Origin of the sequence: Aeromonas sp. (assembly GCF_051657805.1) — a bacterium.
GTDB lineage: Bacteria > Pseudomonadota > Gammaproteobacteria > Enterobacterales > Aeromonadaceae > Aeromonas.
The window spans coordinates 201477-224889 of sequence record NZ_JBOFLJ010000061.1 but is presented as its reverse complement, the minus strand read 5'-3'; the positions used below and the strand labels follow the sequence as shown (position 1 = coordinate 224889).

The window sequence follows — 23413 nt, the reverse complement described above, 5'->3', positions numbered from 1 at the left end:
CAAGGGGCCGCTCATTTCCCTTTCCCCCCGGCCCCAAAGTCCTCATAGTGCTGTAATCCCGGCAAGCGAGAGGGAGACCCCCATGGCTTGCCCAACGACAAGGAGCGCGTCATGTGGTTAGCCGCCATACAGTTGATTTCAGGCCGTCACTGGCAAGACAACCAGGCAAGGATCGCCGCTGAGCTGGCTGCTCTGCCACCGGAACGCCCGCTGCTGGCCTTGCTGCCGGAAAACTTCGCCCTCTTCGGGGAGCGGCAGGGTTATCTGGATGGCGCCGAGCCCCTGGGGAATGGCCCCATCCAGCGACAGCTGGCCGACTGGGCCAAAACCCACGGGATCTGGCTGGTGGCCGGAGCCATGCCCACCACCATCGCAGGCTCCGAGCATATTCACACCAGCTCGCTGGTGTTCGCGCCGGACGGGGAGTGCAAGGGGCATTATCACAAGATCCACCTGTTCGATGTGGACGTGGCGGACAACCACGGCCGCTACCGGGAGTCTGAAACCTTCAGCCCGGGCCGCGAGCCCGCACTGGTGGACTCCCCCTTTGGTCCCCTCGGCCTCTCTATCTGTTATGATCTGCGCTTTCCCGAGCTCTATCGTCGGCTGACCCTCGCCGGTGCCAGGGTGCTGCTGGTGCCCGCCGCCTTCACCGCCGTGACCGGGGAGGCGCACTGGGAGCCACTGCTGCGGGCCCGCGCCATCGAGAATCAGTGTTACGTGGTGGCCGCCAACCAGGGGGGAACCCACGAGACGGGGCGCCAGACCTGGGGCCACAGCATGGTGATCGACCCCTGGGGTCGGGTGTTGGCCTGCCAGCCATCGGGCTGCGCCACCGTGTTGGCGCGGATGGATGCCGGGCTTATCGATGAATTGAAACGCACCATGCCCGTGATGGAGCACGCCCGTTTGCTCTGATGGTGTGGTGAAGAATGGAAACGCGGCCGTCTGCCGGTACTGAGCCACGCCCGACTACTGTGATGGATATAAAGTGAATCGAAACGCAGCCGTTTGCCGGTACTGAGCCACGCCGGTTTGCTGTGATCCCCATGGGTTGGCCCCCATGAATGAACCGTCATGACATCTCATATCGAGATTGGAGAAGAAATTGAGTCTATTGAGCCAGGTTAGTGCCTCCTTGTTGGCCCCGAACGATCTCGATGAAGGGCGACTGCAGCAGCTGCTCGGCAGCCTGATGAGCCATCAGGTGGAGTTCGGTGACCTCTACTTCCAGCGCAGCTGGCACGAGTCCTGGATGCTGGAGGATGGCATCGTCAAGGATGGCAGCTACAACATCGATCAGGGGGTGGGGGTACGTGCCGTCAGCGGCGAGAAGACCGGCTTCGCCTATTCGGACGAGCTGAGCCTGCTGGCCTTGCAGCAGTCTGTGACCGCCGCCCGTGGCATCGCCGCCGCCGGGGCCCAGGGCAAGGTGAAGGCCTGGGCCAGAACCTCGGCAAACCTGCTCTATCCGGCCATGGATCCCCTGCAGACCCTCGACAAGCAGCAGAAGATCGCCCTGCTCGAGCAGATGGACAAGTTTGCCCGCAGCCTGGATCCCGCCATCAATCAGGTGATGGCCTCCATCAGCGGCGTCTATGAAGAGATCCTGGTGGCTGCCACCGACGGCACCCTAGCCGCCGACGTGCGCCCCCTGGTGCGGCTGTCGGTGACCGTGATCGCCGAGAAGGGGGACAAGCGCGAGCGTGGCAGCGCCGGTGGCGGTGGCCGCTTCGGTTACGACTGGTTCCTGGAACTTGATGGTCTGGAGAGCCGTGCCTTCGGCTATGTGCGCGAAGCCGTGCGCCAGGCGCTGGTGAACCTGGAGGCCATCGATGCGCCGGCCGGTGCCATGCCCGTGGTGCTGGGGGCAGGTTGGCCAGGGGTCTTGCTGCACGAGGCGGTGGGCCACGGTCTGGAGGGGGACTTCAACCGCAAGGGATCCTCCGCCTTCGCCGGCCGCATCGGCGAGCAGGTCGCCTCCAAGCACTGCACCATAGTCGACGACGGCACCCTGCCAGGGCGTCGCGGCTCGGTCTCCATCGACGACGAGGGGACGCCGGGTGGCTATAACGTCCTGATCGAGAACGGCATCCTCAAGGGCTATCTGCAGGACAAGCAGAATGCCCGCCTGATGGGCGTGCCGCTGACCGGCAATGGCCGGCGCGAGTCCTACGCCGCCCTGCCGATGCCGCGCATGACTAATACCTATATGCTGGCGGGTCAGTATGATCCGGCGGAGATCATCGCCTCGGTGAAGAAGGGGATCTATGCCCCGAACTTCGGCGGCGGTCAGGTGGACATCACCTCGGGCAAGTTCGTCTTCTCCGCCTCCGAGGCCTACCTCATCGAGGACGGAAAAATTACCGCACCTATCAAGGGGGCGACCCTCATCGGCAACGGCCCTGAGGCCATGAGCCAGGTCTCCATGGTGGGCCGGGATCTGCAGCTGGATCGCGGGGTGGGAATCTGTGGCAAGGAGGGGCAGAGTGTCCCCGTCGGCGTGGGTCAGCCAACCCTCAGGCTCGACAGCCTCACCGTGGGCGGCACCCAGTAGGGCGGCTCTCCCTGACCTATCCAATAGAAACCCCGGCCCTGTGCCGGGGTTTTTGTTGGGTGAGCGGGCAATAAAAAGCCCCGGCGAAGGCCGGGGCTGGGCAGAGGCGGGTCAATTGACCGAAATGGCGCGGGCATCTATGTAGTAGCGGGTGTTGCCCTGGGGATCCTTCTTGATCCTGGCGAGCAGACGGTTGGCGCTCTTGTACTCCCAGTCCTGCGTGACTTGCGCCGGATTGGGGCTGGTGGCACCCACCACGTTCAGGTACTCATGAAACAGACTGTAGCTACGGATCTCGGTCAGCATCTTATCCATTCCATCTCTCCTAAGTGGTAGCTTGACGGGCCAAGCCACTGTAGGCCTCACAAGCTGAACCCTTGCTGTACAAAAAACATGCTAATTGGGCTGCTGCCGTCCTCAGGATCCGGGGGAGACCAGACCGGGCTTGATGCCGTGCTCGCCTGCGGGGATATGGTGTTGCACCTGGGGAGCAGGGGCACCGTGGAACACGGGATCTTGCGCCACCTCCTTGATGCCATTGATGCAGAACTGCATGCCCATGCACACCAGCAGGAAGCCCATGATGCGGGTCATGGCGTCGATGCCGGTGGCGCCGAGGATCTTGCACACGGGATCCGCCAGCTTGAGCACGCCCCAGCTGAGCAGGCTCATCAGGGCGAAGGCGGTGACCATGCCGGAGTAGATGACGAAGCGGTTGTAGTCCGCCGGCAGCTCGGCAATCTGGGCGGCGCCGCTGATCACCAGGGCCATGGTACCCGGGCCGCACATGCTGGGCATGGTCAGGGGCACGAAGGCGATGCTCTGGTTGATGTCATTCTCGGTGGCCTGGGACGGCGCCGGAAACAGCATGCGAAAACCGATGAAGGCGATGATGAGGCCGCCGGCCAGGCGCAGGCCGGGAATGGAGATCCCGAACAGATCCAGGATGGAGGAGCCGATGAAGAAGCTGACGCACAGGGTGCTGAACAGGTAGATGGCGGCCAGATTGATCTGGCGGCGGATATGCTCGCGGGACATGCCCTTGCTCAGCCCCAGCAGCAGGGTGGCGGTGGTGGGCGGATTGACCATGGGCAGCAGTGCCAGCAAGGCGATGAATACGACCTGGAAGAACATCTTTCACCTCGGAAGGGTTGGCAAACACAGGGACCAGACGCGGGTCTGGTCCGAAAGGGGGGCTACTCTACGGGAGCCCGGCTGAATATAGCCGGAACGGAAGAGCCCCGAAAGTCGGGGCCCTTGTTCACATCGGATCTCTTGTGGCACGAGTTGACGCTGCCTGGGTCAGGCGGTTTGTGGACGGCCCTGATGCTGGCCACGCTGGCGGAACCAGAAGATCAGGCCAAGGACGAAGCCCAGGGCAGCCAGGCTGACTACGTAGTGGGACGGCGCCAGCAGGTCCTCCTTCATCCAGAGGGTGACCAGCATGGGGGTCAGGCCGCCGAAGATGGCGTAGGCCACGTTGTAGGAGAACGAGAGCCCGGAGAAGCGCACCACCGCCGGGAAGGCGTTGACCATGACATAGGGCACGGCCCCGACGATGCCGACGGAAAAGCCGACCAGGACGTAGAGGGGGATCAGCTGATCCATGCCCGCCGCCAGACCGTGGTAGAAGGCGTAGGTCGTGCCGGCCAGCAGCAAGGAGCCCAGCATGAAGGTGGGGCCGCTGCCGATGGCGTCGATGAGCCGGCCGTAGAAGACGCAGCCTAATGTCAGGGCCAGGATCGCCAGGGAGTTGGCGGTCAGGGCGTCGGTCGGACTGATGCCGTGCACCTTCTGCAGATAGGTCGGGGTCATCAGGATCACCACGACTATGCCGGCGGAGAGCAACCAGGTCAGCAGCATGGAGACGATGACGCTGCCCTTGTGCTCGCGCAGCACCGTCTTGAGGGGCAGCTCCTCGGCCAGCGCCTTGTTGGCCTGCATCTCGGCGAACACCGGGGTCTCGTGCAGCCAGCGGCGCAGGTACATGGCGACGATGCCGAACACGCCGCCCAGCACGAAGGCCAGACGCCAGCCCCATTCGCTCACCTCGACCGGGCTCATGCCGCGGTTGATGGCGGTGGCCACCAGGGAGCCGAGCAGGATGCCGGCGGTCAGCCCGGCGGTGAGGGTGCCGCAGGCGACGCCGACCCGTTTGGCGGGCACGTGTTCCGCCACGAAGACCCAGGCGCCGGGCACCTCGCCACCGATGGCGGCTCCTTGCAGGATCCGCAGCAGCAGCAGCAGCAGTGGGGCGGCGATGCCGAGGGCCGCATAGGTGGGCAGCAGGCCGATCAGCAGGGTGGGCAGCGCCATCATGATGATGCTCAGGGTGAACATGCGCTTGCGGCCGATGAGATCGCCGAAGTGCGCCATTATGATGCCGCCGAGGGGGCGAGCCAGGTAACCGGCGGCGAAGATGCCGAAGGTCTGGAACTGGCGCAGCCACTCGGGAATGTCGGCCGGGAAGAAGAGCTCGCCGATGACCACGGCGAAGAAGACGAAGATGATGAAGTCGTAGAATTCGAGGGCGCCGCCGAGGGCCGCCAGGCTCAGGGTCTTGTAATCCTGTCGGTTGAGGGGGCGATTGTGCTCATGCGGTGTGTGGACTGTAGTCATATCCTTATGTTTCCCATCATTTTTTTAGTTATTGTTCCCCATCCTTTGCGGGGATACGCTCACCCACGAGGGTATGCTTTTGTATCCCGAAATGTAAATCGCACAATTCGCAACACAGTCTTGCAACACTGAGGTCACAAGCGGACCTGATGGCGACCGGCCGTGGAGCCCGGATCCGTGGCAGAGGTTGCATGGTTCCCATAAACGAGGGTTGGATAGAGAATGACGAAGACCAAGGTACTGCTCTCCTGGAGCAGCGGCAAGGACAGCGCCTGGGCGCTGCATCGGTTGCGCCAAGACCCGGCCATCGAGGTGGTGGGGTTGTTCACCACCCTCAACCAGGCGTTCGAGCGGGTCGCCATGCACGGGGTGCGCAAGCAGTTGCTGATGCAGCAGGCCGAGTGCGTGGGGTTGCCCATAGAGGCCATCGATCTGCCCTGGCCCTGTAGCAACGAGGAGTATGGCCGCATCATGACCGGCTTCATCGAAGAGGTGGTGGCGCGGGGGATCCGGCATATGGCGTTCGGGGATCTCTTCCTCGAGGATGTGCGTGCCTATCGGGAGCGCCAGCTCGAGGGAACCGGCATCACGGCCCTGTTCCCGCTCTGGGGTAGCGATACCCGGGTCCTGGCGCGGGAGATGATGGTGGCTGGGCTCAAGGCACGGATCAGCACGCTGGATCCCAGGACGCTGGAGATGAGCCTCGGGGGGCATGACTTCGATGAAGCCTTGCTGGCGGCCCTGCCCGATGGAGTGGACCCTTGCGGGGAGAACGGGGAGTTTCACACCCTGGCCTACGATGGCCCCATGTTCCAGCGGCCGCTGGCCATTGAAACAGGGGAAACCGTGGTGCGGGACGGCTTCGTCTTTACGGATCTGCTGCCGGTCGGCTCAGTGGCCGAGGCGAGTGACGAGTCCTGATCCGGCGATGTCGATAGACCATAACACCGACGGATCCATAACAAAGAGCCGACCCTGAGGTCGGCTCTTTAACTTGCTGCATCTTCGCCTAGCGGGCGGCGAAGGTGTCGCAGCTGGCGGGCTTGCCACTGTCGAAGCCCTTCTTGAACCAAGCGAGACGCTGGGCCGAGCTGCCATGGGTGAAGCTGTCCGGCACCACCCGGCCCTGACCCTGTTGCTGCAGTCGGTCGTCACCTATGGCCTGGGCGGCGTTGAGGGCCTCCTCCAGATCGCCGTGTTCCAGCACCTGCTCCCGCTCCATGTAGTGGCCCCAGACCCCGGCGAAGCAGTCGGCCTGCAGTTCGAGTTTGACCGACAGCCTGTTCTGGGCGGCCTGGCTCAGCCCCTGTTGCTGCTGGCGCACCTTGGTGGAGATGCCGAGCAGGTTCTGCACGTGATGACCCACCTCGTGGGCGACCACATAGCCCTGGGCGAAGTCGCCGTCGGCCCCGAGCTTGTCGCGCATGTCCTGATAGAAGGAGAGATCGATGTAGACGGATCTGTCCGCCGGGCAGTAGAAGGGGCCCATCACCGACTGGCCCTGACCGCAGCCGGTACGGGTGGCGCCGCGATAGAGCACCAGCTTGGGGGGCTGATACTGGCTGCCGCTCTGGGCGAAGATCTCGCTCCAGGCATCCTCGGTGGAGGCGAGCATCACTGAGGTGAACTTGGCGAGGGGATCATTGGCCGGCTGAGACACATTCTGGCGCTGTGCCTGGGTCTGCGGGGCAGGATCGTTGAGCAGCGGGCTCAAGTCCACGCCGTAGTAGCCGGCGATCATCACCACGACCACCAGGATGAGACGACCCTTGCCGCCGATGGGAAAGCCGCCGCCCCCACTGCCACCGCCCTCCTGGCGCCTGTCTTCCACGTTGTTGCTCTCCCGACGATTTTGCCAGCGCATGTCTGCCTGCTCCCGTGATTGGCCGTGGCAGTAATGATAATGGCTGGCAGAGCGCCTTGCCTAACGAGGGGAGGTCATTCGGCCCAGGGCATCTCGGGCAGGCTGTCGAGGAAATCGGCGTAGCGGGTCAGGTTGAAGGGACCCTGGTCCGCTTCCATCGCCATCAGCTCGGCGCCGAGGGCGCAGGCGATGTATTGCAGCGCCTCTTCCCGCGGGGTGCCCTTCATCACCAGCCGCATCAGAGTAGCCTTCACCTGCAGCGGGTTGCCGTCGGCGAGCTGGTTATCAACCATCTCCAGCAGGGTCTGTTCGTCGAAAAATTCGGTGGATTCCGTCATGGTCTCTGTCCTGATCTTGGTACTGATTGTCTGAATAGGGGGAGCAGTATAGCCGGTTCCGGCTCGTGACTCCCGGCCATGTGGCGACAGGGTTGCCGCACTTTTTACCCACCCCCCTTGCCAAGGGCGAAGCGGGGGGGCAGTCTTGTTGGCTCGTCGTGTTCCCGTTTATGACCAGAAGAAGAGCCCTTGCCATGATCCTCTCCGAGCGTCTCGCCCTGCGCGAGCTCAATCTCACCGATGCCCCCTTCATCCTCGAACTGCTCAACGATGGGGATTTCCACCGCTGGATCGGCGATCGGGGTGTTCGCACCCTGAGCGATGCCGAAGACTATATCCAGCAGGGGCCGGTGGTCAGCTATGCCCGGCACGGGCACGGCCTCTATCTGGTGAGCCGGCGGGAGGATGACGCCAGGATCGGCATCTGCGGTCTCATCAAGCGCGATACCCTGCCCTGCGAAGACATCGGTTACGCCTTCCTGCCGGCTTACCGCGGTCTGGGATACGGGGTCGAGGCGGCGCAGGCTGCGCTCAAGGATGGGCGGGAGCGGCTCGGCATAGAGCGGGTGATCGCCATCGTCACCCCGGGCAACGAGCGCTCGGTCGCGCTGCTGGCCAAGCTGGGGCTGAGTCAGGGCAAACTGGTCAAACTGGGTGACAGCGAGGAGGAGTGCCTGCTGCTGGAGGATCCGGGCAGGGAGAGCGTGCCGGTCTGAGTCGGCGAGATAGCAAAGGAGGCCGCCGTGAGTTGCGGCCTGTCTGCGTCGAGTCTGCCGTGAGGCAGGGTGATCAGTTGAGATCCTCGATAGAGAACTCGCCGGGGATGCCGTCACAGGAGATGGCGAAGCCACCGCTGAAACGGGTGCTGAACTGGATCAGGAAGGCATCATGATCCTGCTCTTGCGGGGGCAGGTTGATGGGCTTGCTGCGACGCAGGGGTTTGTGTGTTTGTACTGCTTTCATCATGGTATTTCTCTATATAAATTAGGTGTTTTGCTCCTTGTTTTTGCAAATATCAGGTCGATGGGCGTGGTCAGATCCACGCAGGAATACCCAGCCCTACAGGGGCGTCTGCACTTTTCAAGGAATGAGCCAAGGATCATGCGAAGGCATGGTGCTACTTGGGAGTGGGCAGATCGGGTCTGCGCCGTGAAAACCGGGCAACGCAGGCAGACAGCCTGACGGTTTTCGAGGCGAGTAAATCAGAGGGAGGTTATGTGTGTACTGGCAGGATTCATCTAACGGTGAAGCATTACGAACATAATCAGGGCTGATTAACTAGCCGGCGCGCATTCTCTCCGCAAAATGAATGAAAAGCAAACAGATATTTCGCTGGTGAGTAGAAAAGCCACCGGGTTCACCAGTGACAGTACAGCAAAAGGGCTCCCATAGGGAGCCCTTTTTGTTGGCCGTGATGGCTCAAAACGACAGCTTAGTAGCCGCCGCTGGCCTTCTTGGCTGCCGTGATCATGGGGGTGATGGTCATCCCCTGCACCACGATGGAGAACATCACCACCGCATAGGTCATCACCAGGATCACCTCCCGCAGATCGACACCGTGCTCCGGCAGCACCATGACGCCGGAGGGCAGCGCCAGGGCCATGGCCATGGCCAGGCCACCGCGCAGGCCGCCCCAGGTCAGGATGCGGATGGAGAAGGTGTTGTAGCGGCGAAAACGTCGGAAGGCCACATAGGGCAGGGAGACGCTGATGAAGCGCGCGGCCAGGCAGAGTGGCACTGCTATGACCAGCAGGATCCAGTCTTGCCATTCGAGTTCCAGCAGTACCAGCGCCAGACCGATCAGCAGGAACAGCAGGGCGTTGAGGAACTGATCCATCAACTCCCAGAAGTGGTCCAGGTGATGCTTGCTCTGCTCGGAGAAGCCCACGTTCCGGGTCCAGTTGCCGATCATGATGCCGGTGACCACCATGGCCAGGGCGCCGGAGACGCCGATCATGTTGGCGAAGGCGAAGCCCGCGGTCGGGATGCACAGGGTCAGCAGCAGCTCGAGGGAGCCGTCGTCGGTGGCGCTGATCATCACGTGGGCGATGAGGCCCAGCACGGCGCCGAACAGGATGCCGCCGAGGGCCTCATGCAGGAAGAGGCCGGCCACGCTGGTGAAGGTGGGCTCCACGCCGCCGAAGGCCACGGCAAACACGGTGGCGAAGATGACGAGGCCGACGCCGTCGTTGAACAGGGATTCCCCCTCGATCTGGATGGCGATCTGGGGTGGCGCCTTCATCTTCTTGACGATGGCCAGTACGGCGATGGGGTCGGTGGGGGAGATCAGCGCGCCGAACAGCATGCAGTAGACCAGCGGCAGCTCCCAGCCCAGCAGCTTGGCGATGAACCAGAAGCCGTAGCCGATGAGGAAGGTGGAGAGCAGGGTCGCCACTATGGAGAGAATGGTGATCTCCCACTTCTGGCTACGCAGCGCCTTCAGATTGATGCCGAGGCCACCGGCGAACAGCAGGAAGCCCAGGATCCCCTTCAACAGGAAATTCTGGAAGTCGATGCTCTCCATGGTCTTGACGGCAAGAGGTTCCAGATTGAACCATCCCAACTTACCAAACAGCACCATCAGGGCGGAGATCAGCATGGATCCTGCGGTGATGGCGATGGTGGTCTGGATCTTCACAACATACTGATTGGCAAAGGCGATGAAGATCGCCAAGGCTGCCAGGAAGCAGAGTGTGTAGTAGACGCTCATAGTTATTTTTCTCTTTATCTTTAGTAAACAGCAAGCACGTATCCCGATGGAGGACGGGCATAGGGTACTCTCGGCACCTGATGCACTCATTACCTATTTATGGTTATATTTAATCGTTGAAATAGACAGATAGACGGCTAGATTTCCATTTGATTTGTTTGCTGCTAGGATGGGCTTCGCGCAGTTGCATGGATGTAAGAGGAACGAGCGGTGTCGAACACAATGTCGAACATAAAAAAGAAGCTGGAAGCCTGCCTGAAGGAACGGATCCTGATCATCGACGGGGCCATGGGCACCATGATCCAGGGCTACAAGCTCGGTGAATCGGACTACCGGGGCGAGCGCTTCGCCGACTGGCACACCGACATCAAGGGCAACAACGACCTGCTGGTGCTGACCAAGCCCGCGGTGATCCGAGAGATCCACGATCAATACTGCGCCGCCGGGGCCGACATCCTCGAGACCAACACCTTCAACGCCACCCGTATCGCCATGGCCGATTACGAGATGGAGGAGTTTTCCGCCGAGATCAACCGGGAGGCCGCCCGTCTGGCCCGCGCCGTGGCGGACGAGTGGACCGCGAAAGATCCGTCCAAGCCGCGCTTCGTGGCCGGGGTGCTGGGGCCCACCAACCGCACCGCCTCCATCTCGCCGGACGTCAACGATCCCGGCAAGCGCAACGTCACCTATGACGAGCTGGTGGCCGCCTACACGGAGTCGACCCACGCCCTGATCGAGGGGGGCGCCGACATCATCCTCATCGAGACCATCTTCGACACCCTGAACGCCAAGGCCGCCGCCTTCGCGGTGGAAGGGGTATTCGAGGTGCTGGGCCACGCCCTGCCGGTGATGATCTCCGGCACCATCACGGACGCCTCCGGTCGTACCCTCTCCGGCCAGACCACGGAAGCCTTCTATCATTCGCTTCGCCACGTCAAACCCATCTCCTTCGGCCTCAACTGTGCCCTCGGACCGGACGAGCTGCGCCAGTACGTGGAGGAGCTGTCGCGGATCAGCGAGTCCCATGTCAGCGCCCACCCCAACGCCGGCCTGCCCAATGCGTTCGGTGAGTACGATCTCGACGCGGTCGAGATGGCGGAACATATCCGCGAGTGGGCTCAGAGCGGCTTCCTGAACCTGGTGGGGGGCTGCTGCGGCACCACCCCGACCCATATCCGCGCCATGAGCGACGCGGTCGCCGGCATCCGCCCTCGCGCCCTGCCGGAGATCCCGGTGGCCTGCCGGCTGTCTGGCCTCGAGCCCCTCATCATCCAGGCGGACTCCATGTTTGTGAACGTGGGGGAGCGCACCAACGTCACCGGCTCGGCCAAGTTCAAGCGGCTGATCAAGGAGGGACTCTACGACGAGGCCCTCGAGGTGGCCAAGCAGCAGGTGGAGAGCGGCGCCCAGATCATCGACATCAACATGGACGAGGGCATGCTGGACGCCGAGGCGGCCATGGTGCGCTTCCTGAACCTGATCGCCGGCGAGCCGGACATCGCCCGAGTGCCCGTGATGATCGACTCCTCCAAGTGGGAGGTGCTGGAGGCTGGCCTCAAGTGCGTGCAGGGCAAGCCGGTAGTCAACTCCATCTCCATGAAGGAGGGGGAGGAGAAATTCATCCAACAGGCCAAACTGCTGCGTCGCTACGGCGCCGCCGTCATCGTCATGGCGTTCGACGAGGTGGGCCAGGCGGACACCCGCGCACGCAAGTTCGAGATCTGCCAGCGTGCCTATCGCATCCTGGTGGATCAAGTGGGCTTCCCGCCGGAAGACATCATCTTCGATCCCAACATCTTCGCGGTGGCGACCGGGATCGAGGAGCACAACAACTACGCGGTGGACTTCATCGAGGCGGTGAAGGACATCAAAGACAACCTGCCCCACGCCATGATCTCCGGCGGCGTCTCCAACGTCTCCTTCTCCTTCCGCGGCAACGAGCCGGTGCGTGAAGCCATCCACGCCGTCTTCCTCTATCACGCCATCCAGAACGGCATGGACATGGGGATAGTCAACGCTGGCCAGCTCGCCATCTATGAAGACATACCGGCGGAGCTGAAAGAGAAGGTTGAGGCCGTGGTGCTCAACCTCAATCCCGATGCCACCGAGGCGCTGTTGGCCATCGCCGAGAAGTACCGCGGCGCCGGTGCCCAGGCCGAGGATCCGCGGGATCAGGAGTGGCGCAGCTGGCCGGTGGGCAAGCGGCTGGAGCACGCCTTGGTCAAGGGGCTCACCGATTTCATCGAGGAGGATACCGAAGAGGCGCGGGCCGGAGCAGAGCGGCCGTTGCACGTCATTGAAGGCCCCCTGATGGACGGCATGAACGTGGTCGGCGACCTGTTCGGTGCCGGCAAGATGTTCCTGCCCCAGGTGGTGAAGTCCGCCCGGGTGATGAAACGGGCGGTGGCCTATCTGCAGCCCTATATCGAGGCGGAGAAGCAGGGGGGGTTCAGCAACGGCAAGATAGTGCTCGCCACCGTGAAGGGGGACGTGCACGACATCGGCAAGAACATCGTCGGCGTGGTGCTGCAGTGCAACAACTTCGAGATCGTCGATCTCGGGGTCATGGTCTCTTGCGAGACCATCCTCAAGACGGCGCGGGAGGTGAACGCCGACATCATAGGCTTGTCGGGCCTGATCACCCCGTCCCTGGACGAGATGGTGCACGTGGCCAAAGAGATGGAGCGTCAGGGTTTCAAGCTGCCCCTGCTCATCGGCGGCGCCACCACCTCCAAGGCTCACACCGCGGTCAAGATAGAGCAGAACTACTCCGAGCCCGTGGTCTATGTGTCGAACGCGTCGCGCGCGGTCGGGGTGGCCCAAAGCCTGCTGAGCCCTGAGCTCAAGCCCGCCTTCGTCGCTCGCATCGACAAGGAGTACGAGATCGCGCGGGATCAGCACGCCCGCAAGCAACCGAGATCCAAGCCGGTCAGCCTGGCCCATGCCCGCGCCAACCGTCATCAGCTGGACTGGGTCGGCTATGAGCCCCCCGCGCCCCGCGAGCCCGGGGTGCAGAAATTCGAGAACGTGCCCATTTCCGTGCTGCGCCCTTACATCGACTGGACGCCGTTTTTCCTGAGCTGGGAGCTGGCGGGCAAGTATCCGCGCATCCTGGAAGACGAGATCATTGGTGAAGAGGCGACCAAGCTGTTTGCCGATGCCAACGCCATGTTGGATAAACTCGAGCTGGATCAAAGCGTGCGCTGCGCCGGCATCATAGGCTTGTTCCCCGCCAACGCCGTGGGAGACAGCATAGAGGTCTATACCGATGAGTCGCGTATCCAGGTCAGAAAAGTGCTGCATCACCTGCGCCAGCAGAGCGAGAAGCAGGGCTTCCCGAACTATTGCCTGGCGGACTATGTGGCGCCGAAAGAGAGCGGCAAGGCGGACTGGATCGGTGCCTTCGCCGTCACCGGTGGCATCGGCGAGGAGGCCATCGCCAACGCCTATAAGGCGGAGCATGACGACTACAACGCCATCCTCATCCAGGCGGTGTGCGACCGTCTGGCGGAGGCCTTCGCCGAGTACCTGCACGAACAGGTGCGCAAAGTGCACTGGGGCTATGCCCCGGACGAGGCGCTCAGCAACGAAGAGCTCATTCGCGAAAATTACCGCGGCATACGCCCGGCACCCGGCTACCCCGCCTGCCCGGAGCACACGGAGAAGGGGAGCATCTGGGAGTTGCTGGAGGTGGAACAGGCCATCGGCATGAAACTCACCGAGTCCTACGCCATGTGGCCGGGGGCGGCGGTGTCCGGCTGGTACTTCTCCCACCCCGACAGCAAGTACTTCGCGGTGGCGCAGATCCAGAAGGATCAGGTGGAAGACTATGCGGTGCGCAAGGGCATGACGCTGGTGGAAGCCGAGCGCTGGCTGGGACCTAACCTGCATTGATCAGGTCAGTAAGTGGCTAGGAGAAGACATGGACAAGGCAAGAGATAATGAGGCATGGCCGGATGAGGCACTGATCAGCCGCTGTCTGGCCGAAGCGGATGACGAGGGATTTATCGACTTCAAGGTCTTCTGCCGGGCGTTGGATGTATCGGCCTCTGCGCTGGCCGGCTTCTTCCATGAGCGGGATCGCTTCTATGACTCACCGGAGATGGTGGCCCTGCGTGAAGGATTGAACCACAGGGTGGAGTGGCGTGAACGCAAGCGGCGGGACGGCACTTCCCATGAACCGGCCCGGTTCGTGGTGAAGAGGGCGCAGATCCATCGGGATCATCTTGCGTGCTTTCTGCAACGGTCGGAGCGATACATCACCCGGGCCAGGGCAGATTTTGATCGGGCAGTGCTGCGCTGGCGCATGGAGCAAAGCGGTGTCGGCCACCTCCATTGAGTCAGCTTCCTCTTTTTATTGATATGAAGGTGATGCTTTCTCTCGGCGTGTCACCTGACCTGTGCCAGCTCAGTGTAACCTGCCACCCGGTTGGCCCATTCACGGGTCTATGGACTCTGCAGCGAGGTTGTTATGAAGATTGGATTTGTCGGCCTGGGGGCCGTGGTACAGACCGCCTATCTACCTGCCCTCGCTGCGCTGGCGGAAGATGCTGAGATCTGGGGCTTTGATCCGGCGCGAACCCTGCCTGGGGTGACGCAAACCCCGAGTCTGGAGGCCCTGCTGGCTCTGCCCCTGGACCGGCTGGTCATCGCAACGCCTTCTCTGCTGCACCTGCCGGTGCTGGAGCAGGCGCTGGCGAGCGCCATCCCCCTCATCCTTGTGGAGAAGCCCGTGGTGGCCAGCCTGGCCCAGCACGACCGCCTGCAGGCCCTGCTGGCGGATCCCGCCGTGGCGGGTCGGGTGCTGGCACTGGATCACTGGATGGCGCGCATTGCCGTTCAGCAACTGCTCGGCGGTGGATTGGATGCCGGCTGGCAGCCCTTGACGGGGGAGACCAGAGTTCGGCCAGCGACCATTCTGGACGTGGCCGAGGTGGAGGGCTTCCTGCTGGAGCCCTGCGGCATAGATGCAGAGGGTCATCCCTTCGCCCTCAACTTCGCCACGGGTGAGCCGGATCAGCGGATCTTCCATCACCCGGACGGGGTCATCCTCGACATCGGCACCCATGTGCTGGCCATGATCCGCGAGCTGCTGGTGGCCCTCGGCGGGGACAACAGCCTGCGTCTGGTGGCGGAGGGGGTCTGCGATCGGCTGGGCCAGCCTATAGCGTTCGGGGATCTGAGCACCGCCGAGGGGCGCGCCTGCCTGCGCGGGGAGGCGGCCGGGGTGCCGCTGACCCTCTGGCTCGACAAGTACGCGGGACCCGGGATGGAGAAGAAGGGAGTATGCCTGACGCTCAAAGATGGCCGCGTGCTGGAGCTGCTGCGCAGTGGCAACCGGGCCTGGTTGCACCATCACGAGAACGGCCTGGTACAGAGTTGGCAACTGGAGGGGCCCCTCTATCGTCACTGTATCGCACAGACCCTGCTGGCGCCAATCCCCCCTGCGGGATGGGCCGGGGTCACGGCACGTCGTCTGCAGGAGGTGGGGCTGCTGCTCGGACTGCAACAGAGGCTGCGCGGCCCGCATTGAAACTGTCTTGGAGGGCGTTTGCAAAACAACGCTCTCTGTCTTGGCGCCTTCTTGCAGAACGGCGCATGGTGAGGGGAAAGGATTGGCGTTGCCAGTCGTTCATGGCACCTTATACTCTCCAGTCCGATTATCAGGTCTGCCATTTCCATGAATATTGCCATTTTATCCCGCGAGCCCAACAACTACTCCACCCGCCGCCTGGTCGAGGTGGCCCGGGCCCGCGGGCATCAGGTCGAGGTGCTCGACACCCTGCGCTGCTACATGAACATCGCCTCCCACAGCCCCTCCATCCACTACGAGGGCCGGGAGCTGGAGAGCTATGACGCCGTGATCCCGCGGATCGGCGCCAGCATCACCTTCTACGGCACCGCCGTGCTGCGCCAGTTCGAGATGATGAATACTATGGCCCTGAACAGTTCGGTGGCCATCTCCCGCTCCCGCGACAAGCTGCGTGCCATGCAACTGCTGTCACGCCACGGTATCGGCCTGCCCATCACCGGCTATGCCCACAGCACCCACGACGTACCGGATCTGATTACCATGGTGGGCGGCGCGCCCCTGGTGGTGAAGCTGCTGGAAGGCACCCAGGGCATAGGGGTAGTTCTGTGCGAGACCCAGAAGGCTGCCGAGAGCGTGATCGAGGCCTTCATCCAGACCAACAACAACATCCTGGTGCAGGAGTATATCCGCGAGGCGAACGGCGCCGACATCCGCTGCCTGGTGGTCAACGGCAAGGTGGTGGCCGCCATGCGCCGTCAGGCCCAGCCGGGGGAGTTTCGCTCCAATCTGCATCGCGGCGGCACCGCCGAGGCGATCAAGATTAGCCCCGAAGAGCGGGCGACCGCGGTGCAGGCCGCCAAGATCATGGGGCTGGACGTGGCCGGGGTGGACATCTTGCGCAGCGCCCGTGGCCCCCTGGTGCTGGAGGTGAACTCCTCCCCCGGCCTGCAGGGGGTGGAAGCCGCCTCCGGCAAGGACGTGGCGGGCAAGATCATCGAGTTCCTCGAACTCAAGGCCAGCCGCAAGCACAAGCCGGCGGAGTGACGGCACAACGGATGGTTGGAACAGACAAGGCGCCCTCGGGCGCCTTGTCGTTTCTGGCTCCTGGTGGGGTTTAGAGTCCTCACCCCGCCTCATCAGCGTTTGATGAGGCCTCACTGCTCAAGGTGCCTGGGCTCATCTCCAGCCTGGCGCTGAACACCCCCTCTTCCAGCCGGGTGCTGATATGCCAGCCCAGCTTCTCGCAGATGCGCTGGATGATGGTCAGGCCACAGCCGTATCCCAGGATCTGATCCGGCGCCGCCGCCGTGGGGTTGCTGATGGTGAGGGTCTGCTGGTTCAGGGTGATCTCGATGTGGCCGTCGGCGTAGCTGAGGGCATTCTTGAGCAGGTTGCCGAGCGCGATGGCGAGCAGGGAGAGGGGGGCCTCTACCTCGCTCTGCTCGTCCAGCTGCAACCTGATCTCGACGCTCTCCCGCTGCAGCAGGGGGGCGAGTCGGGCCAGTTCCCGGCGGATCAGCGGGGCGACCTGCTGGGACGGACGCTCCACCGCCTCCTTGCGACCCAGCAGCAGGAAGGTCTCGGTGAGCAGGGCCATCTCGTCGCTGGCGGCGCGGATGCGCCCCGCCGCCCGGGCCGCCGGGGCGGGCAGGTCGGTGACCTTGCCGAGCAGGGCCGCGGAACCCTGGATCACCATGTTGGGGGTGCGCAGCTCGTGGCTCGCGAAACGGCTGAACTCCTGCTCCCTGGCGAACACGGCGGCGACCTCCTGCTTGCCCGCCAGCAGCGCCAGCTCTATCTCCCGCAGCTCCTGCCAGGGGGCGTCCGGCACGAAGTCGGCCTGATCCGGGGTGAGGTGGGCGACTCGCTGACGCAGCCGCTCCAGCGGCCTTGTGATGTGGCGCACCAGCCAGATGCCGAAGGCGACGCAGCCCAGCAGCAGGGTGAGGCCGATCAGCCGGGTGATCAGGTGCAGCCTGTCCTCGTAAGGATCCAGGTAGTCGTCGGCGTCGTCGTTGAACACCAGATAGAGCAGGCCCTGACCGGAGGGGTGGGGGCGCACCAGAAAGTGCTTGTCCTCCTCGCCGAGCTGGTGCTCATAGAAGCCCGGGGTCTGGTAGGGCTTGAGCCAGGCGGGGAGGCGCCCGGCCTGGGTCCAGTAGCTGGAGAACTGGCGAGGGCTGGGGGCGGGGGCCAGCTCGCCGAGGCGCAGCCAGTCGTCGCCGTAACGGGTGACTTCCGCCTCCAGCCAGTGGCGCAGGCTCAGCTCCTCCATCTTGTTCTCGGCTACCACCATCAGCAGGCTGAGGGTGGCCAGCAGCAGGAGCCCGGCCCCCCCCAGCACCAGGATCAGCCGATGGCGCAGTCTCGGCAGGCTCATGGGATGGCCCTCGGCATCGGTGACCGTCTCATGGGGAGACCAGCCGGTAACCCTGGCCGTGCAGGGTCTCCAGCATGGGGGTGGGGAAGGGCTTGTCGAGGGCGTTGCGCAGGGCATAGATGTGGCTGCGCAGGGCGTCGGAGTCCGGCTCCTCATCCCCCCAGACGGTATCGAGCACCTCCTGGCGCGTCACCAGCTGGGGGGCGCGTTTGACCAGCAGGCTGAGGATCTGGAACGGGATCTTGCCGAGCTTGAGTTCAACCCCGGCTCGCCTGGCCCGGCCGCTGGCGGGATCCACCGTCAGCTCGCCGAAGCTGAGCACCCCCAGATCGCCGCGGGGGCCACGCAGAGCAAGGGCCTGCAACCTGACTTCCAGCTCCTCCATGGCGAAAGGCTTGACCAGGTAGTCGTCGCCACCGGCGCGAAAGCCTGCCAGCTTGTCGTCCAGGCTGTCCCGGGCGGTGAGAAACAGCACAGGGGTCGGGATGCCGTCGGCCCGCAGTTGCTCCACGGTGCGCAGGCCGTCGAGGCGCGGCATCATGACGTCCATGATGATGACATCGAAGCGCTGTTCCGCCAGCAGTTGCAGGGCGGCCTGGCCGTGATAGGCGCAGTCCAGCTGGTGCCCCGCGAGCTCCAGGTAGTCCATGATGGTCTCCGTCACCTGGGGATTGTCTTCCACCACCAGTATTTTCATGTTCTGATCTCCTGGTTGTGGCCGCGATTTCACGGCCGCTTCACACCGGATGAGGCATGCTGTGTGCCAGTGTAACCCCGAGGATCCCCGATGACGAAGCCCCTGTGTGCTCTCTTGCTATTGATTTTGCTGCCCTTTGGCGCGGCGCATGCATCTGAGTTCAAGCTGATCGGCCGCACCAGCTGGCAGCTGGGTCAGCTGATGGTCAACGGCATTCCCTTCGTCATCGATGAGGAGACCCGCTTCAAGGATGGCCTCGATGAAGACCATCTCGGCGGCACCTGGGTCGAGCTGGAGGGGGAGATGCGGGGTGATCGCCGCCTGATCCGCGAGGTGGAGGCGCTGGAGGAGGAGGATGAGATGGATCTGGAGGGGCCGGTGGAGCAGGGACGGATCTGGGGTTATGTTGCCTCGGACGGCAGCCTGGCCCCCTTCGAGGGACGCTGGCTGGAGCTGGAGTGCAAGTTTGACGGCATGCGTCTGAGCCGCTGCCAGGAAGAGGACTGACCCCCGGATTGCCGACGGCCGGAAAAAAGGCCAGACCCGGCCCATAGTTAAACCTCGAGTCGCCACGACCCTGAGGTCCCCCATGACAAATACCCCGCTCATCCTCTGCATGCTGCCACTCGGAGCCCTGGCCATGGAGCCCGAGCTCTGGCTGGTGGAACTGGAACACAACGACGGCATCCGCCTGCAGTTTCAGGGGGCTGAGCTGGAGCTCGGCAGCGCCGATCTGGTGGGCATCGACGGGCCGGATGCCCTCAGGCCAGGCATGCGGCTCGCCATCGAGAGCCGCCATGGGGTCGCCGAGCTGATCCACCTCCTCAGCAGACCGCCGAGCGCGGCCCAGAGCGGCCAGTGGTCGCGGGCCGAAGATCGGCTGCTCGCCGTGGTGGGGCAAACCCTGTTGCTGCAGGAGCTGGGGGTGTTGGTGCTCGATACCCAGACCCGCTGGTTGAACGGCAGCCCGGCGGATCTGCAAGTGGGCCGCAGACTGGTATTGACCCGGGATGAGGAGGGACGGCTGACCGAGGTGCTGATCCCCAATCCGGAAGAGGATCCCGAATAGTTTGCCTGGAATATGACGAAGATATCTGACGGAGTGATAGCCAGCGTTAATGGCATCGGCCCCATATTCAATAATTAAAAACTTTAACACCACGAAAATTACAAATTAAATAATAAAGTAATTACTCTGATATTTAATTTGTCATCAAATGGAAATTCACCAATTAATTATGTTTAGAACATCATTTGATAATTAAAGTGTGGACTCGATCGCAATCAATCATTTTTCTGACTGATATGTTCCCTCTGGCATGCAGCAAGATAAATATCATTCGCATGCCTATACCTACAATATTGGGGGAGCTATGGATAAACTGAAAATAACCGGTTTGGCGTTGACCATCTCGACGCTGATGATGAGCCAGGCCTACGGGGCAGAGCCCATCTACCCTGACCAGTTGCGTCTCTTCTCGCTCGGGGAAGAGGTGTGCGGGGCCAATTATCGCCCTGTTAATCGGGAAGAGGCACAGAGTGTCCGCAATAATATTGTGGCCATGATGGGGCAATGGCAGATAACCGGACTGGCCAATGGCTGGGTTATTATGGGGTCGGGATACAATGGCGAAATAAAGCCCGGCAAGGCGTCAAACACCTGGTGTTATCCGACCAACCCGGTCACCAGCGAAATACCCGTATTGCCTGCGCTGAATATTCCTGACGGGGATGAAGTGGACGTGCAATGGCGGCTGGTCCATGACAGCGCGAATTTCATCAAGCCCGCCAGCTACCTCGCCCATTATCTCGGTTACGCCTGGGTCGGTGGTAACCACAGCCCCTATGTGGGCGAGGACATGGACGTGACCCAAGACGGCGACAGCTGGCTGATCCGCGGCAACAACAGCGGCGGCTGCGATGGCTATCGCTGCGGCGAGAAGACCAGCATCCGGGTCAGCAACTTCGCCTACACCCTGGATCCCGAGAGCTTCAGCCACGGTGAGGTGACCCAGTCCGATCGCACCCTGATCAAGACGGTGGTGGGTTGGGCCGTCAACGACAGCGATACCCCCCAGTCCGGCTATGACGTAACCCTGCGCTACGACACGGCCACCAACTGGTCCAAGACCAACACCTATGGCCTGAGCGAGAAGGTCTCCACCAAGAACAAGTTCAAGTGGCCCCTGGTGGGGGAGACTGAGCTCTCCATCGAGATCGCCGCGAGCCAGTCCTGGGCCTCCCAGAACGGGGGGGCGACCACCACCTCCCTCTCCCAGTCGGCGCGCCCGACCGTGCCTGCCCGCTCCAAGATCCCGGTGAAGATCGAGCTCTACAAGGCGAACATCTCCTACCCCTACGAGTTCAAGGCGGACGTCAGCTATGATCTCGCTCTGAATGGCTTCCTGCGCTGGGGCGGCAACGCCTGGCACACCCATCCGGACAACCGGCCGACCTGGAACCACACCTTCGTCATGGGTCCGTTCAAGGACAAGGCGAGCAGCATCCGCTACCAGTGGGACAAGCGCTACATCCCGGGTGAGGTGAAGTGGTGGGACTGGAACTGGACCATACAGCAGAACGGTGCCGATACCATGAAGAATGCCCTGGCCAGGGTGTTGCGCCCGGTGCGCGCCAGCATCACGGGTGACTTCCACGCCGAGAGCCAGTTTGCCGGCAACATCGAAATCGGCGCCCCCGTGCCCATCGGGGCTGACAGCAAGGTGCGCCGCGCCCGCAGCGTCGATAGCCCGACACCAGGCTTGCGTCTGGAGATGCCTCTGGATGCCAGCGAGCTCTCGGCGCTGGGCTTTGACAACGTTCAGATCAAGCTGGAGCCCGCCACCGACCAGTGATCCTGTGGCAGTGAGAACAGTATGTGAAACCGGGCCTTGGCCCGGTTTTTATTTGTGGGGGGCATTTTAGTCTTTTCACTGCCAGCCTTTTTACTGGTAAGTAATGTTTTCCAAGGGGATCTGGATTGCATTCCATGAGGTTGGACAGGGGCTCGGATAGGTAAACTCGAACAGCTTCTGCTTGTTCTGATCCACACCCTGGATTACGACGCGAGTTCTATTCTCTGCTGCAGCATAATTAATAAGATAATCTCCTTGAGGCGTGGTTTTGTCTTGATAGATGCTCGAACAAATATCTGAGTAGATCCCATCATCGAAGTTCCATACCATCTGGCCCTTTCTATTCTGAGAATCTATATCAAAAATCGCAGTCTGGCTGCTGGCCAGATCAATGCCGGCCGGAGTCCCTGATGGATTATTGAAGCTTTTCCGTCCATTGTTGAACAGCATTAATTTCCCTTCATTGGTGATCGAGACGGCGTGTTGACCTATGGGGACTTGGCCTGAGGTGAGAGAAATGGCTAGCTTCTGCAGTGAAGGATAGGAATACCAATGCTTGGTCTCATCTCCCAGCAACCAGATTAGTTTCCCTGTGTTGTAATCCAGTTTTACGACGAAATTTTCACGACTGGAAATGATTAGCGTATCATCCGAGGGATCATAGGCAGCTGCATTCATATGAAACCAGTCAATGCCGTTACGAACGAAATTGCTGGGATCATCACCTTCCTGCAGCATATATTCGGAGAATATTTTCCCGAGATCCCACTCTTTTATGACATTGCCATCTGTATCTATTTCACTCAAGAAAGACTCAATCTTTAATGCCCCATCAGTGGTGCCGTCCAATTCAATAAGCATTCCAGTTTTACCTGGGTCTATATTGTGATGGAAGTAGGCATCGGAACCCATGGATGTACCATTGAGGCTGATTGATTTTTGCACCCCATAGAGTGACACACTGTCCATTGTTTTACTCTTTGGGTTACCGGTAATAAATGCATTATTGATGAAAATTGATGAGCTGGATACTCTCTTAATATCTATATCCCAGCGAATCTCACCATCTATATCCATGATGATGGGCGACTTCAACGAGCTTTTAAGATAAAAATAGCTGTAACTTGGGGTCGCGGTCGGCCTGATAGTAATTCCAGGGTTATCATAGACACCGAAACTGTCTGTATAACGCTCTGTCATAAGAGTTTTTTGGAATGAATAAATACTGTTGTCGACAAATGAAATGTTCAGTGTCAGTTCATTGCTGTAGCTGCTGTAAAGCCCAAATACAGGTATTTGTATTTTTTGACTCACGGGGTCATACAAGCCGTTGCGAGATAAATATTCCTGACTGTAAGTCGCAGAAACGGGTTTCGCATAGTTTCCCCCTTTTGGTCTTATCGTGAAAGAAATATTCTTTATATTAGCAGCATCCAGTCCTTTCAAGTCAATGGCGGACACAAAGACGGATGGACTAATGTCATTCTCGACGGCTTGTGTTGTGGTATCAAAGTTCAGTTGCTCAGCCAACGTCTTGCTATCATTCTCGCTATTGCATCCATTGATCCCCAAGCAAACCAGACTAATTAGACAAGCTCGTTCATGCATCTTCATAAACATCATCCTTATGTTAATGAACCGCCTCCATTGTAGTGAAAAAATCACAGTTGAGTTAGTGACGGAGCCGTATATACTGGCGCCATCTTGTCGGAGTGCTGACCGTCGAACGACGCTAAGCTGAGACCGTTAATTCGGGATCCGTGGAACCTGATCAGGCTAGAACCTGCGAAGGGAAACAAGGGTAACTTGCGAGTTGCCGCGCTTGGGAGCATCAGCTTCCTGCTTGCTACAGGGTCAGCC

General features: G+C 61.4%; 21 protein-coding genes and 1 riboswitch. Of the genes, 11 read left to right on the top strand and 10 right to left on the bottom strand.

Annotation, left to right across the window (positions count from 1 at the left end):
- The first annotated feature begins 111 nt into the window (after positions 1-111).
- Together ACRCYW_RS19795 and tldD are read left to right on the top strand one after the other, a co-directional pair.
- Positions 112-918, top strand: a complete 807-nt coding sequence (locus tag ACRCYW_RS19795; protein ID WP_438551708.1) for a carbon-nitrogen hydrolase family protein — start codon at positions 112-114, stop codon at positions 916-918.
- 190 nt (positions 919-1108) lie between these two features.
- Entirely contained in the window at positions 1109-2557 is a 1449-nt protein-coding gene (gene tldD / locus ACRCYW_RS19790) for a metalloprotease TldD (RefSeq protein ID WP_438551707.1), read from the top strand.
- Between the two features lie 111 nt (positions 2558-2668).
- Here the strand turns inward: tldD and ACRCYW_RS19785 are convergent, their stop codons facing one another.
- The 3 genes from ACRCYW_RS19785 to ACRCYW_RS19775 all read right to left on the bottom strand — a co-directional run bounded on the left by ACRCYW_RS19785 (position 2669) and on the right by ACRCYW_RS19775 (position 5176).
- Complete coding sequence (locus tag ACRCYW_RS19785; RefSeq protein ID WP_438551706.1) at positions 2669-2872, bottom strand: hypothetical protein; 204 nt, start codon at positions 2870-2872, stop codon at positions 2669-2671.
- A 102-nt stretch (positions 2873-2974) separates the two neighbouring features.
- Entirely contained in the window at positions 2975-3691 is a 717-nt protein-coding gene (locus tag ACRCYW_RS19780) for a MarC family NAAT transporter (protein ID WP_438551705.1), read from the bottom strand.
- A 168-nt stretch (positions 3692-3859) separates the two neighbouring features.
- Entirely contained in the window at positions 3860-5176 is a 1317-nt protein-coding gene (locus ACRCYW_RS19775; RefSeq protein ID WP_438551704.1) for an MFS transporter, read from the bottom strand.
- Between the two features lie 222 nt (positions 5177-5398).
- Between ACRCYW_RS19775 and ACRCYW_RS19770 the strand changes: the two genes are divergently transcribed.
- Positions 5399-6097 (top strand): ATP-binding protein, encoded by a 699-nt coding sequence (locus ACRCYW_RS19770; RefSeq protein ID WP_438551703.1) that lies wholly within the window; start codon positions 5399-5401, stop codon positions 6095-6097.
- Between the two features lie 88 nt (positions 6098-6185).
- Here ACRCYW_RS19770 and ypfJ read toward each other — a convergent pair whose 3' ends face one another.
- Positions 6186-7040 (bottom strand): KPN_02809 family neutral zinc metallopeptidase, encoded by an 855-nt coding sequence (gene ypfJ, locus ACRCYW_RS19765; RefSeq protein WP_438551702.1) that lies wholly within the window; start codon positions 7038-7040, stop codon positions 6186-6188.
- 74 nt (positions 7041-7114) lie between these two features.
- Positions 7115-7378: a hypothetical protein gene (locus tag ACRCYW_RS19760; RefSeq protein ID WP_438551701.1), complete on the bottom strand. Its 264-nt coding sequence runs from the start codon at positions 7376-7378 to the stop codon at positions 7115-7117.
- 194 nt (positions 7379-7572) lie between these two features.
- Here ACRCYW_RS19760 and ACRCYW_RS19755 point away from each other — a divergent pair, with 194 nt between their 5' ends.
- Positions 7573-8094, top strand: coding sequence for a GNAT family N-acetyltransferase (locus tag ACRCYW_RS19755; RefSeq protein WP_438551776.1), 522 nt, complete (start codon positions 7573-7575; stop codon positions 8092-8094).
- 73 nt (positions 8095-8167) lie between these two features.
- Here ACRCYW_RS19755 and ACRCYW_RS19750 read toward each other — a convergent pair whose 3' ends face one another.
- Both ACRCYW_RS19750 and ACRCYW_RS19745 read right to left on the bottom strand, forming a co-directional pair.
- Complete coding sequence (locus tag ACRCYW_RS19750; protein ID WP_438551700.1) at positions 8168-8344, bottom strand: hypothetical protein; 177 nt, start codon at positions 8342-8344, stop codon at positions 8168-8170.
- A 466-nt stretch (positions 8345-8810) separates the two neighbouring features.
- A complete protein-coding gene (locus ACRCYW_RS19745) occupies positions 8811-10088 on the bottom strand; it encodes a cation:proton antiporter (RefSeq protein WP_438551699.1) in 1278 nt (425 codons plus the stop codon).
- A 222-nt stretch (positions 10089-10310) separates the two neighbouring features.
- On the opposite strand from ACRCYW_RS19745, the gene metH reads away from it, so the two are divergent.
- The 4 genes from metH (at position 10311) to rimK (ending at position 16665) form a co-directional block, all read left to right on the top strand.
- A complete protein-coding gene (gene metH, locus ACRCYW_RS19740; RefSeq protein WP_438551698.1) occupies positions 10311-13982 on the top strand; it encodes a methionine synthase in 3672 nt (1223 codons plus the stop codon).
- 28 nt (positions 13983-14010) lie between these two features.
- Positions 14011-14427, top strand: a complete 417-nt coding sequence (locus ACRCYW_RS19735; RefSeq protein WP_438551697.1) for a hypothetical protein — start codon at positions 14011-14013, stop codon at positions 14425-14427.
- Between the two features lie 132 nt (positions 14428-14559).
- On the top strand, positions 14560-15621 hold the full coding sequence (locus ACRCYW_RS19730) for a Gfo/Idh/MocA family oxidoreductase (protein ID WP_438551696.1): 1062 nt from the start codon (positions 14560-14562) through the stop codon (positions 15619-15621).
- Positions 15622-15768: 147 nt separating this feature from the next.
- Positions 15769-16665 (top strand): 30S ribosomal protein S6--L-glutamate ligase, encoded by an 897-nt coding sequence (gene rimK, locus ACRCYW_RS19725; protein ID WP_438551695.1) that lies wholly within the window; start codon positions 15769-15771, stop codon positions 16663-16665.
- Positions 16666-16744: 79 nt separating this feature from the next.
- Here rimK and ACRCYW_RS19720 read toward each other — a convergent pair whose 3' ends face one another.
- A complete protein-coding gene (locus ACRCYW_RS19720) occupies positions 16745-18001 on the bottom strand; it encodes a sensor histidine kinase (RefSeq protein WP_438551694.1) in 1257 nt (418 codons plus the stop codon).
- Positions 18002-18029: 28 nt separating this feature from the next.
- A complete protein-coding gene (locus ACRCYW_RS19715; RefSeq protein WP_438551693.1) occupies positions 18030-18698 on the bottom strand; it encodes a response regulator transcription factor in 669 nt (222 codons plus the stop codon).
- Between the two features lie 90 nt (positions 18699-18788).
- On the opposite strand from ACRCYW_RS19715, the gene ACRCYW_RS19710 reads away from it, so the two are divergent.
- From ACRCYW_RS19710 to ACRCYW_RS19700, 3 genes are all read left to right on the top strand, one after another.
- Positions 18789-19205 carry a DUF5666 domain-containing protein gene (locus ACRCYW_RS19710; RefSeq protein WP_438551692.1) on the top strand — a complete coding sequence of 139 codons (417 nt, stop codon included), beginning with the start codon at positions 18789-18791 and terminating at the stop codon, positions 19203-19205.
- 82 nt (positions 19206-19287) lie between these two features.
- Entirely contained in the window at positions 19288-19767 is a 480-nt protein-coding gene (locus ACRCYW_RS19705; RefSeq protein WP_438551691.1) for a hypothetical protein, read from the top strand.
- A gap of 304 nt (positions 19768-20071) precedes the next feature.
- Positions 20072-21553, top strand: coding sequence for an aerolysin family beta-barrel pore-forming toxin (locus ACRCYW_RS19700; RefSeq protein WP_438551690.1), 1482 nt, complete (start codon positions 20072-20074; stop codon positions 21551-21553).
- A gap of 90 nt (positions 21554-21643) precedes the next feature.
- Here the strand turns inward: ACRCYW_RS19700 and ACRCYW_RS19695 are convergent, their stop codons facing one another.
- Positions 21644-23167, bottom strand: coding sequence for an aryl-sulfate sulfotransferase (locus tag ACRCYW_RS19695; protein ID WP_438551689.1), 1524 nt, complete (start codon positions 23165-23167; stop codon positions 21644-21646).
- 84 nt (positions 23168-23251) lie between these two features.
- Positions 23252-23365: riboswitch (TPP riboswitch) on the top strand.
- Positions 23366-23413 lie beyond the last annotated feature (48 nt).

Bases quoted from the DNA above. Each gene is read 5' to 3' on its own strand.
- ACRCYW_RS19795 (WP_438551708.1), top strand. From the start codon at position 112: ATGTGGTTAGCCGCCATACAGTTGATTTCAGGCCGTCACTGGCAAGAC.
- ACRCYW_RS19785 (WP_438551706.1), bottom strand. From the start codon at position 2,872: ATGGATAAGATGCTGACCGAGATCCGTAGCTACAGTCTGTTTCATGAG.
- ACRCYW_RS19780 (WP_438551705.1), bottom strand. From the start codon at position 3,691: ATGTTCTTCCAGGTCGTATTCATCGCCTTGCTGGCACTGCTGCCCATG.
- ACRCYW_RS19775 (WP_438551704.1), bottom strand. From the start codon at position 5,176: ATGACTACAGTCCACACACCGCATGAGCACAATCGCCCCCTCAACCGA.
- ACRCYW_RS19770 (WP_438551703.1), top strand. From the start codon at position 5,399: ATGACGAAGACCAAGGTACTGCTCTCCTGGAGCAGCGGCAAGGACAGC.
- ypfJ (WP_438551702.1), bottom strand. From the start codon at position 7,040: ATGCGCTGGCAAAATCGTCGGGAGAGCAACAACGTGGAAGACAGGCGC.
- ACRCYW_RS19760 (WP_438551701.1), bottom strand. From the start codon at position 7,378: ATGACGGAATCCACCGAATTTTTCGACGAACAGACCCTGCTGGAGATG.
- ACRCYW_RS19755 (WP_438551776.1), top strand. From the start codon at position 7,573: ATGATCCTCTCCGAGCGTCTCGCCCTGCGCGAGCTCAATCTCACCGAT.
- ACRCYW_RS19750 (WP_438551700.1), bottom strand. From the start codon at position 8,344: ATGATGAAAGCAGTACAAACACACAAACCCCTGCGTCGCAGCAAGCCC.
- ACRCYW_RS19745 (WP_438551699.1), bottom strand. From the start codon at position 10,088: ATGAGCGTCTACTACACACTCTGCTTCCTGGCAGCCTTGGCGATCTTC.
- metH (WP_438551698.1), top strand. From the start codon at position 10,311: ATGTCGAACATAAAAAAGAAGCTGGAAGCCTGCCTGAAGGAACGGATC.
- ACRCYW_RS19735 (WP_438551697.1), top strand. From the start codon at position 14,011: ATGGACAAGGCAAGAGATAATGAGGCATGGCCGGATGAGGCACTGATC.
- ACRCYW_RS19730 (WP_438551696.1), top strand. From the start codon at position 14,560: ATGAAGATTGGATTTGTCGGCCTGGGGGCCGTGGTACAGACCGCCTAT.
- rimK (WP_438551695.1), top strand. From the start codon at position 15,769: ATGAATATTGCCATTTTATCCCGCGAGCCCAACAACTACTCCACCCGC.
- ACRCYW_RS19720 (WP_438551694.1), bottom strand. From the start codon at position 18,001: ATGAGCCTGCCGAGACTGCGCCATCGGCTGATCCTGGTGCTGGGGGGG.
- ACRCYW_RS19715 (WP_438551693.1), bottom strand. From the start codon at position 18,698: ATGAAAATACTGGTGGTGGAAGACAATCCCCAGGTGACGGAGACCATC.
- ACRCYW_RS19710 (WP_438551692.1), top strand. From the start codon at position 18,789: ATGACGAAGCCCCTGTGTGCTCTCTTGCTATTGATTTTGCTGCCCTTT.
- ACRCYW_RS19705 (WP_438551691.1), top strand. From the start codon at position 19,288: ATGACAAATACCCCGCTCATCCTCTGCATGCTGCCACTCGGAGCCCTG.
- ACRCYW_RS19700 (WP_438551690.1), top strand. From the start codon at position 20,072: ATGGATAAACTGAAAATAACCGGTTTGGCGTTGACCATCTCGACGCTG.
- ACRCYW_RS19695 (WP_438551689.1), bottom strand. From the start codon at position 23,167: ATGAAGATGCATGAACGAGCTTGTCTAATTAGTCTGGTTTGCTTGGGG.